Raw genomic sequence first — 10,441 nt, 5'->3', positions numbered from 1 at the left:
ATAGATTACTTAAAATCTATCCTTGCTGATGAAGGCCTGCGTATGCAGATCATTAAAGATGAGCTGATAGAGATAAGAGAAAAATATGGTGATGAGCGCAAAACCGAAATGGTACACTCATCTGCAGAAATGCAAACCGAAGACTTTATTGAAGATGAGGATGTTGTGATCACTATCTCTCGTGAAGGTTATATTAAACGCACCTCGCTTACAGAATACCGCAGGCAGGGCAGGGGTGGTAAGGGATCTTTAGGCAGTAATAGCCGCGACGCTGATTTTATTGAGCATTTATTTATCGCCTCAAACCACAACTACATGTTGTTCTTTACCGAATCGGGACAATGTTTCTGGTTAAGGGTATTTGAAATTCCTGAAGGCACACGTACTTCCAAAGGCCGCGCTATCCAGAACATTATCAATATCCCAAAAGAGGAGAATATTAAGGCTTACATCAAGCTTAAATCTTTGAAGGATAAAGAATACCTGGAGAATAACTTCATTATAATGTGTACCCGCAAAGGTGTTATCAAGAAAACATCTTTAGAAGCGTATTCCCGCCCGCGTGCAAATGGTATTAATGCCATCAACATTAACGAAGGCGATTCATTATTAGAAGCAAACTTAACTACGGGTAGCAGTGAAATTGTAATGGCGCTACAATCCGGCCGTGCAATACGTTTCAACGAATCTACTGTTAGGCCAATGGGGCGTACAGCTACTGGTGTACGTGGTATTAGCTTAGACAGCGATAACGATGAAGTTGTTGGTATGATAAGTATTGATGATAAAGAAACAACGGTACTGGTTGTATCTGAAAAAGGCTACGGTAAACGTACCGATATTGACGATTATAGGGTAACAAACCGTGGTGGTAAAGGTGTAAAAACACTTAACATTACTGAAAAAACAGGAAAACTTGTTGCCATAAAAGGTGTTACTGATAAAGAAGATCTGATGATCATCAATAAATCGGGCATCATCATTCGTATTGCAATTAGCGAATTGCGTACAATGGGCCGCGCCACACAAGGGGTGAGGTTAATTACCTTGAAAGGTAATGATGAGATAGCATCGGTTGCTAAAATTGAGCACGATGACGAGGAGGAATTGGATGAAACAGTATTAGCAGAAGCAGCTGAAGATAAAGCAATTGCTGACGAAACAGATGCTGATGTACTTTCAAAAACTCCGGATGCTGAGATAAAATCAGACATAGATATTGATACAGCTAACGCAGATGATGAATCTGCTGATGATGACAAAACTGAATAAATAATGCAAAGCCGAAAAATCGGGTTATTGATTTTAGCATTGTTTACCACATCTTTTGCCTTTGGCCAATCCGAAGCGTTAAAAGTTGTGGTAAACAACCTTGCTTTTTATAAGCAAAAGGGGGATCTGAAATTCTTAAGTAACGCCAAAAAATCCGCCGATAGTTTAGTAGTGACCCGCAAAGATTCTGCGGATCTGGAGAAAAATGTTTACCGCATTATCGTAAACTCCAGTATTTTGTATACCGACTCACTGAACCAATTAAATCAGCCGGAAACGTTTCTTGACCAAACCGCCGCCTTGCTTGATAAGTTTGCCGAAAAGGGTAAAATATATAAATATCAGCTCGAAATTGATTACGCAAAGCGTTGTTTGGCAAATGTTTATATCAGAAAAGGTTTTGCCTTAACCAAGAATAACGACTTTAAAAATGCTGTTGATGCTTTTCAAAAAGCAAAGAAATATGCGCCTGCCCACAAACAGGTAAACGCGTATATGGCATATGCCAGTAATAAATTAGGCAACCTGCAGGATGCTGCTAAATATTACTCGAATCTTATTAGTACCGATAGCACTAAAATAGAGTACCTGGAAACCGCATCTACCATTTACAAATCACTTGGTGATACGGCAAAAGCCCTGCAAATAGTAAAGAAGGGTAGGCGCTTGCTTCCTGAAAACAAGCAACTATTGCACGACGAGGCTAATATTTATAATAACAAAAAGGACTATAAAGCGTTAGAACCTTTATTAATACCCTTAATTGATAATAACGCTAACAATCCCGATATAACTTTTGTAGCCGCAAATTGTTACGATAATTTAAACCAATACGACAAGGCCGAATCATTATACCTTCGTGCAATTGAGTTAAACGGAACAGCTTATGAGCCTGTATTTAATTTAGGCTTATTATACTTTAAGAAAAGCGTTCAAAAAAATAATAATAACGATAAAAATATAACAAGTGCTATATTGTGGCTTGAAAAAGCAAACGAAATGGTGCCCCAGGATAAAAAATGCCTGGAACTTTTGCAGTTAGCTTATACCAAAACCGGTAATCAAAATCAGTTGGAGAGGGTTAACAGTAAATTAGAACAGTTAACAAATTAATAAACTATAATTAATTATTATAGGCTGTAACTAAGCACACAAGCGGCCATAATATCATTACCAATTTAAAACTTACCAAATGAAAATTAAATTCTTAATGTTAGGCCTGTTAGGTCTCATTTCTGCAACAGCCTTTGCACAAAAAGGAGAGTTGAACACCGCACAATCAGAATTCGAAAAATACGATGGCTTAAAGTTGCAGGCAGCTTTAGCTTTGCCAAGTCTTAACAAGGCTAAAGAGTCTATTGATAAAGCTGCTGCTAATCAAAAAACAGCCAATTTACCGCAAACCTATGCGGTAAAAGCTAATATATATGGTTCCCTGGCCCAACTTGATACGGTAGCAACAACTTCGTTGCCATTGTTCACTACTGCAGAAGAAGCCTTAAAAAAAGCTAAAGAGCTTGACACCAAAGGTGAAAACAAAAAGCTTATTGACAATGCAAATGCTGTTTTAGCCCAATACCAGTTAAATAAAGGGGTAAAGGAGTATCAGGCCGGTAAGTATGATTTGGCTTACAAGTCGTTTGATTTTTACCGCACTGTAATGCCCGAAGATACTAATGCTATACTTTACACCGGTTTAGCAGCATTAAACGCTAAAAATTATCCGGCCGCAATTACAAATTACAATAAGTTGGTTACAACTAAATACTCTAAGGTAGAGAGTGTTTATGGTGAGTTGGCTGGTATATATTTAGCTAATAAAGATACAACCGGCGCATTAAAAACCATAACAGATGGATTGGCAAAATATCCCACAAGTGCTGATTTAAGAAGAACTGAAATTGAAATAAGCCTGCAACAAGGCAAGCAAAAAGAAGTGCTTGATAAAATTTTAAGCGCTATATCAAATGATCCTAAAAACAAAAGCCTGTATTATTACGCTGGCTTAGTTTATTCACAGGTTGCTGATGCCGCCGCACAAAAAATAGCTAAAGCACCTACTGCTTCTAAAGTAACTTTGCAAACAGAAAAAACACAAAATTTCCAAAAAGCCGCTGATATGTATAAAAAAGCGCTTGAAATTGACCCTAACTATTTTGAAGCAAACTTAAATATGGGTTATGTAATCATTTCACCAGCTATTGATAGTTACAATGCGGCTAATAAGTTACCTGCTAACCAGCAAAAAGCTTATGATGCAGCTATGGCTAAAGCTAACGCACAATTTGATCAGGCAAAACCATATTTGCTTAAAGCGGTTGAGTTAAATCCAAAATCACCAGATGCATTAAACAATTTGCTTACTTATTATAAAGGCAAAAAAGATGATGCTAACATTGCTAAGATAACAGCACAAATAAACGCGCTGCCTAAAAACTAAATAATAGAAGACCTATACATTAAAGCCCACTGAATAGGTGGGTTTTAATGTATGTTATTACTTAACATAATGTTAATTATGAGAAATAATTATCAATAATTATTTAATGCATTATCGCTAACTTGAATTATATTTTAATGATCGTCTTAGTCTCGATCAACAAGTAAAACATAAATAATGAAGACAACAAATAACACCATCCTTATCACCGGCGGCAGTGCCGGCATTGGATTCGAAATGGCAAAGCTATTTTCAGAAAACGACAACGAGGTCATCATCACCGGTCGTAACCAGGAAAGAATGGCACAAGCCATCTCTAAACTAAAAAACACAAGTGCCATAGTAAGCGACGTGAATAAAGCCGAAGACGTAGAGAAACTCGTAGCGCAGCTAAACAAAGATTTCCCCAAGCTTAACGTAGTGATCAACAATGCAGGCAGCGCCAACTATTACGACATGACCGTACCTGGCATTAACGCATTCGATAAAGCCAGCGAAGAAATCTTAACCAATTACCTATCTATTATCCGCCTTAACGAATTGCTGCTGCCCCTGCTTAAACAACAGCCAGAAGCAGCCATTATCAATGTATCATCTATAGTGGCATTTGCTGCAAGGGCCAATAGCCTGCCCACTTATGGCGCCAGCAAAGCCGCACTGCACTCGTACACCAATAGTTTGCGCATCATGATGGAAGATACCCCGGTAAAAGTATTTGAGTTGATGCCACCGCTGGTAGATACCGAGTTCTCGGCTGCAATTGGTGGTGCAACCAACGGCATCCCCGCAAACCAAGTGGCCGAAGACCTGCTTACCGCTATGCAGAACGACGAATTTGAGATACATGTAGGCCGTACAGCAGAAATATTTAACAAATTTTTCCCACTATTCCCCCAAGCCGTACTGGCAATGAACGGGAGAACCGAATGACTGGAGCACCTCATGGAAGAAGAACAAATGCGTGAAGCCCTAAGTATGCATTGGCACGCGTCGGCAGTCGGCGATGCAAACACGGAACATGATATTTATGATGACGATGCCATCTGTGATTATCCCCAGTCAGGCGAGCGAATCCTCGGACGGAAAAATTTGCAGGCCTTGCGCAGCCATCATCCAGGCAAGCCGTCAGGCTTTAATGTCAAGCGAATTATAGGAAAAGGTGATCTCTGGATCACGGAATACACAATCACCTACCACGAGCGACAAGCATACACAGTGAGCATTATGGAGTTCCGCAACGGTAAGGTAGTGCACGAAACACAATATTTTGCAGATCCTTTCGAGGCGCCTGCCTGGCGAAGCCAATGGGTTCAGTAAATAGCATGACGCCGTGTTGAGGCAAAATCATCTTTATTGTAGTAATCATATTCTGTATCTTTTTTTCATACAATTGTCTCTTAAATAAGCATTACATGGATTTACAACTCAAAAATAAAACCGCATTAGTAACCGGCTCAACAGCGGGCATTGGATATGCAATTGCAAAGTCATTGGCAACCGAAGGCGCCACAGTATATATAAATGGCCGCGATCAAAATAAAGTTAATAGCGCCGTGCAAAAGTTAGTTACAGAAACAGGCAATTCTGATATTAAAGGTATTGCTGCAGATTTTTCTGATAAACAACAAGTTGAAAATTTACTTACACAGTTACCGGATGTTGATATCCTGATAAACAACATCGGCATATTTGAGCCTAAAGAATTTAAAAATATCCCTGATGAAGATTGGATCAAATTTTTTGAAGTGAATGTTTTAAGTGGAGTGCGTTTAGCACGCGTGTATTTTGATAAAATGCTGGCCAAAAACTGGGGCCGAATTATATTTATATCAAGCGAATCGGCAATACAGATACCAGCCGAAATGATCCATTATGGCATGACAAAGACCGCGCAAATTGCTATTGCCCGTGGCTTGGCCGAGCTTACTACAGGCACAAATGTTACAGTAAATACTGTATTGCCTGGCCCAACCGCGTCTGAAGGTGCAACCGAATTTGTAAAAACAGTGGCAAAAGACCTTGGAAAAACCGATGCTGAAATGGAAAAGGAGTTTTTTACCAATATGCGTGGCACTTCATTAATAAAACGTTTCCTCGACCCCGAAGAAATAGCTAATATGGTAACATATATAGCTAGTCCGTTATCATCGGCCACAAATGGTGCAACCCTGCGTACCGATGGCGGCGTAATCAAAACAGCATTTTAATCATTCAATACCCATAAAAATAAAAGCCCGGGCTAAATAGCCCGGGCTTTTATCAGATATCGAAAACCAGTTACATTGGTTTTTTAGTTGTATCTTTTTTAGTGGTATCCGTTTTAGTAGTATCTGTTTTGGTAGTATCTGTTGTTGGAGCCGGAGCCACCGTTGCTGCAGAGTCGGTTTTCGTGCTGTCAGAGCTGTCAGTAGATTTTGTTGAACTACAGCCTGCCACAATTGAACCAACTATCGTCGCGACTAACGCGAAACTTAAAAAGTGCTTTTTCATAGATATAAAATTTAATAGTGATGTTAACGAAAATGCTTTCAGGTTATAAACCCCGAAACGCCAAAGTTGTTTAATAAACTTTGCTTTATTATTCAATGGCTGTTTCAAAACCACACCTATCGTAGCTGTTTTAATGTCAAATAAATATCAATAATGTGGTTTCAATCCATAAAATAATTAATATTATGCTGATATTTAACGCTAATGGTAGTATCAGAAAATACCCTTAAATGGATAATGCGCCTCTACCCTCCCCTTTTATTTCAACGGATCTGGGTGAGGGGGTTTAATAAAGACTTTAAGGGAGTTAGGGTTAAGATAATAAAAAGCATTTTCAACAAAAACTATAACGGATCTATATTTGGCGGCACCATTTTCGCCGCAGCAGACCCCTTTTACCCTGTATTGTTTGACAGGGTATTAAACACAGGTGATAGAAAGCTGAAGATCTGGTCAAAATCATCAAAAATAAACTTTTTAAAACCTGCGCTATCCAGCCTGTCGTTCCAAATAATTTTGAGCGATGCCGATATTGAACTGGCCATCCATACGTTAAATACCACCGGAAAGTATGAAAATTCGTTCCCGATAGATATATACAATAACAACAACGAAGTATGCGTATCACTTATGAATGAAGTATACATACGCGACCTTAATTTTACACAAACCGCTATTTAACACGATGCCCGTATTTATGAATGACGAAGCTTTTATTAAAAAAGGCTATCAAATATCAACCGATAAAACATTACTGAATTTTGATGTGATATTTAATTATCTTGACCAGCATTCGTATTGGGCCAAAGGTATGCCACCCGAAAAGTTAAAGAAAGCCATAGATAGCTCTTTATGCTTTGGTGTTTACAAAGATGACGTACAGGCCGGTTTTGCCCGCGTGGTGACGGATACGGCTACATTTGCCTATCTATGCGATGTATTTATATTACCGGAATACCAAGGCGTTGGATTATCAAAATGGATGATGCAAACTATTATGGCCCATCCGGAGTTACAAGGTCTGCGCAGGTGGTCATTAGCCACTTTAGATGCACAAGGATTATACAGCCAGTTTGGTTTTTCGCAGATAACTAACCCGGAGCGATGGATGCAGATTTTCACGCCTTACATAGCAGAATAATGAGGACTTGACAAATGAATTTAAAGCGACAGATTTTTGAAGGTGAAGGCGTATCACTTGATTTTAAGAAAACCATTACAAGCTGCGAAAAAATAGCTAAAACAATGGTATCATTTGCCAATAACATTGGCGGCAGATTGCTTATTGGCGTGCTGGATGATGGCACCATAAAAGGTGTAAAAGCCGAAGATGAAGAGCGATACATGATCACGAAAGCAGCACATTTCTTTACCCGCCCTGCCCTTGAACCCATTTTTGAGGAAGTTTATTTTGATGATAAGCTGGTGCTGATCGTAGACATCCCCGAAAGCGACGAAAAACCTCATTACTCCCTGGCCGAAGATGGTAAATGGTGGGTTTATATCCGCGTAAAAGATAAAAGCGTATTGGCCAGTAAAGTGGTAGTTGATGTGCTTAAGCGCTCGGCCGAAGATAAAGGTGTACTTATTGAGTACTCTTCCAAAGAAAAAGCACTATTGGAGCATTTGGACAAAGAGGAACGTATTACCGTAAAAGAGTTTTGCACGTTGCTAAATATTGGCCGGCGTCGGGCCCAGCGCATACTGGTAGATCTGGTACTCTCGGGGATACTGCGTGTACATACCACCGAAAAAGAAGAGTTTTACACAGCTTCCTGATTTAACAGGGCTATTCCTTACTTTTACCTCCCCACAGTAATGAAAGCCTTCTACCAAAAATATAAGTTCTACTACCACGACAGTTTAAAACTGGCTATACCGGTTGTGATATCGCAATTGGGCCATACGCTTGTGCAAACTTCTGATTCTATAATTGTAGGGCATTTTGCCGGAACTACAGCTTTAGCAGCAGTATCATTAGTGAACAGCATTTTCCTGATTCCATTAGTGATAGGTATGGGTATTAGTTATGGTATTACACCGCTGATAGCCCAGAATAACGGCCGCAAGAATTTCGCGGAATGTGGCCGCCTGCTTTCCAATAGTTTCTTTTTAAATGTTATTACCGGAATAGTTTTGTTCTGCGCCATTTATTTTGGTGTTATTTTGTTTATAGATAAGCTTCACCAATCACCAGAGGTGGTTATCCAGGCTAAGCCATATTTACTGTTGTTAAGTTTATCAATTATCCCCCTGCTTATATTTAATACTTTTAAGCAGTTTGCCGAAGGCTTAGGTTTTACCAAACAGGCCATGCTGATATCCATATGGGGTAACGTACTCAACGTTTGCCTGGGAATAATATTTGTAAAAGGATTGTTTGGAGTTAGCTCAATGGGGATAAAAGGTGTTGGTTACAGTACGCTTATCGATCGTACGGTGATGGCTATTGTGATGGCGATTTACGTTTTCCGCTCCCCTATCTTTAAAAAATATCTGAAGGATTTTGCTATCAGGAACATCGACCGGATGCGAGGGTTACAGCTCCTAAAGATTGGCGCACCTGTTGCTATGCAATATACTTTTGAAGTGGGCGCATTTGGCGGGGCAGCGTTAATTATAGGCAGTATTGGTATGATTGAACAAGCGGCACATCAGGTAGCTATTAGCCTTGCTTCTATGACTTATATGATGGCCAGCGGAGTTTCGTCTGCTGCGGCTATCCGTTCGGGTAATTATTTCGGTTCTGGTAATCATAAGGAACTGCGCTTATCAGCTATCTCAAATTATCATATTGTAATAGTTTTCATGAGCTGTACCGCTATAGTTTTCACACTGTTTAATCACGTTCTACCATGGATATATACTTCAGATAGAAATGTTATAAACATTGCAGAACAGCTACTTATAGTTGCAGCATTCTTTCAGTTGTTTGATGGGACACAGGTGGTTGGGCTTGGAGTACTGCGTGGTATGGGCGATGTAAATATGCCTACGCTAATTACCTTCATCTCTTACTGGATAATAGGCTTACCTGTTGCTTACCTATTGGGCATTCATTTAAACCTTGGGGTTATGGGTGTATGGTATGGCTTAGTTTGCGGTTTAATGGCATCATCGGTAATGTTGTTTCTACGGTTTCAGAATATTAGTAGAAGCAACAACCTGGTAATTGTAGACGACATTAAAACAGGTAACTAAAAGTATAAGTTGTTAGCTACACGATAGGTATTGCAATGTGCCTCTACAATATCTTTTATTTGCGGCGAATAGCCACCACCCATGCTTACCTGCACAGGTATTCCTCTTGATTTGCATTGCTCAAATACAAACCGGTCGCGCTCTTTACAGGCTTCTTTTGATAGGGATAGTTTACCTAATTTGTCTGATTCCAACACATCTACCCCTGCCAGATAAAATATAAAATCGGGCTGGTGGGTATTGATCAGGCCCGGCAAAACATCTTTTAACAAAACAAGGTATTCATCATCACCTATGCCATCGGGCAGTGGTATATCCAGATCCGACTGCTCTTTCCGGAACGGGAAATTTTTATCGCCATGCATCGAAAAGGTAAATACCCTTGGCTCATTTTCAAATATCTGGGCGGTGCCATTTCCCTGGTGTACATCTAAATCAATAATTAAGATAGATTTAGATAAGTTGTTAGCTAATAAATAATTAGCGGCAATTGCCTGATCATTCAACAGGCAGAAACCTTCGCCCCAATTGGTGCCGGCATGGTGTGTACCGCCGGCTACGTTAAAGGCAACGCCATATTCAAAAGCATACCGGCAACCATCAATAGTGCCCTGTGCTATTCGCACTTCACGTTCTACCAATTGTGCAGATAATGGGAAACCAATCCGCCTTTGCTCCTTTGGCGGCAAGGTTAAGTAGCGCAGTTGTTGCCAGTAATCCGCATTATGTGTAAGCAGAATAGTTTCTTCATCAACAGCATTGGGCAAAAAAATATTTTCAGGTGTGATAATACCCTCATGCAGTAGTTGTGCCGGTATCAGCTCATACTTCAACATAGGGAAGCGATGGCCCGGCGGTAAAGGGTGCGCGTATATGGGGTCGTAAGCAATTTTAAGCATACGGGTTATTCAGCAAAGATCTCGGCAACGTGTTTTTGAATATTGTCGCAAATGTTATCAAGCGGCAAGTCGTTCGCATCATTACCAAAAGGGTCTTCAATTTCTTCTGCTATTAGCTCAATACTGGCAAACACAAACA

13 protein-coding genes are annotated in these 10,441 nt (G+C 39.9%); 10 read left to right on the top strand and 3 right to left on the bottom strand.

Translation table 11 applies throughout. The features are described from left to right. From JWQ85_RS06235 to JWQ85_RS06210, 6 genes are all read left to right on the top strand, one after another. Positions 1-1,272 (top strand): DNA gyrase C-terminal beta-propeller domain-containing protein (locus JWQ85_RS06235; RefSeq protein ID WP_299465570.1); only part of this gene is annotated, 1,272 nt, incomplete at its 5' end. Between the two features lie 3 nt (positions 1,273-1,275). After that, positions 1,276-2,385, top strand: coding sequence for a hypothetical protein (locus tag JWQ85_RS06230; RefSeq protein ID WP_299465567.1), 1,110 nt, complete (start codon positions 1,276-1,278; stop codon positions 2,383-2,385). 79 nt (positions 2,386-2,464) lie between these two features. Then, positions 2,465-3,712, top strand: a complete 1,248-nt coding sequence (locus JWQ85_RS06225; RefSeq protein ID WP_299465564.1) for a tetratricopeptide repeat protein — start codon at positions 2,465-2,467, stop codon at positions 3,710-3,712. Between the two features lie 177 nt (positions 3,713-3,889). Further along, positions 3,890-4,642, top strand: coding sequence for an SDR family oxidoreductase (locus JWQ85_RS06220; RefSeq protein WP_299465561.1), 753 nt, complete (start codon positions 3,890-3,892; stop codon positions 4,640-4,642). A gap of 12 nt (positions 4,643-4,654) precedes the next feature. Then, complete coding sequence (locus JWQ85_RS06215) at positions 4,655-5,029, top strand: nuclear transport factor 2 family protein (RefSeq protein ID WP_299465558.1); 375 nt, start codon at positions 4,655-4,657, stop codon at positions 5,027-5,029. Between the two features lie 95 nt (positions 5,030-5,124). Then, positions 5,125-5,919 (top strand): SDR family NAD(P)-dependent oxidoreductase, encoded by a 795-nt coding sequence (locus JWQ85_RS06210; protein ID WP_299465555.1) that lies wholly within the window; start codon positions 5,125-5,127, stop codon positions 5,917-5,919. A gap of 70 nt (positions 5,920-5,989) precedes the next feature. Here the strand turns inward: JWQ85_RS06210 and JWQ85_RS06205 are convergent, their stop codons facing one another. Then, positions 5,990-6,202, bottom strand: a complete 213-nt coding sequence (locus JWQ85_RS06205) for a hypothetical protein (protein WP_299465552.1) — start codon at positions 6,200-6,202, stop codon at positions 5,990-5,992. A 204-nt stretch (positions 6,203-6,406) separates the two neighbouring features. Here JWQ85_RS06205 and JWQ85_RS06200 point away from each other — a divergent pair, with 204 nt between their 5' ends. Genes JWQ85_RS06200 through JWQ85_RS06185 form a run of 4 tightly spaced genes read left to right on the top strand, consistent with a single transcriptional unit; the run spans position 6,407 to position 9,403 of the window. Then, on the top strand, positions 6,407-6,883 hold the full coding sequence (locus tag JWQ85_RS06200) for a DUF4442 domain-containing protein (RefSeq protein WP_299465549.1): 477 nt from the start codon (positions 6,407-6,409) through the stop codon (positions 6,881-6,883). A gap of 16 nt (positions 6,884-6,899) precedes the next feature. Continuing rightward, positions 6,900-7,343: a GNAT family N-acetyltransferase gene (locus JWQ85_RS06195; RefSeq protein ID WP_299465546.1), complete on the top strand. Its 444-nt coding sequence runs from the start codon at positions 6,900-6,902 to the stop codon at positions 7,341-7,343. Between the two features lie 14 nt (positions 7,344-7,357). Continuing rightward, positions 7,358-7,981, top strand: coding sequence for a helix-turn-helix domain-containing protein (locus JWQ85_RS06190; protein WP_299465543.1), 624 nt, complete (start codon positions 7,358-7,360; stop codon positions 7,979-7,981). 39 nt (positions 7,982-8,020) lie between these two features. After that, positions 8,021-9,403: an MATE family efflux transporter gene (locus JWQ85_RS06185; RefSeq protein WP_299465540.1), complete on the top strand. Its 1,383-nt coding sequence runs from the start codon at positions 8,021-8,023 to the stop codon at positions 9,401-9,403. Here the strand turns inward: JWQ85_RS06185 and JWQ85_RS06180 are convergent. Continuing rightward, positions 9,400-10,302: a histone deacetylase gene (locus JWQ85_RS06180; RefSeq protein WP_299465537.1), complete on the bottom strand. Its 903-nt coding sequence runs from the start codon at positions 10,300-10,302 to the stop codon at positions 9,400-9,402. The two genes, JWQ85_RS06185 and JWQ85_RS06180, sit on opposite strands and share 4 nt — an antisense overlap. Before the next feature lie 5 nt (positions 10,303-10,307). After that, entirely contained in the window at positions 10,308-10,436 is a 129-nt protein-coding gene (locus JWQ85_RS06175; RefSeq protein WP_299465573.1) for a bestrophin family ion channel, read from the bottom strand. Positions 10,437-10,441 lie beyond the last annotated feature (5 nt).

It is taken from the genome of Mucilaginibacter sp., assembly GCF_028288105.1.
GTDB lineage: Bacteria > Bacteroidota > Bacteroidia > Sphingobacteriales > Sphingobacteriaceae > Mucilaginibacter.
The sequence above is the reverse complement of the archived record's forward strand: the minus strand, read 5'-3'. Positions and strand labels throughout refer to the sequence as shown.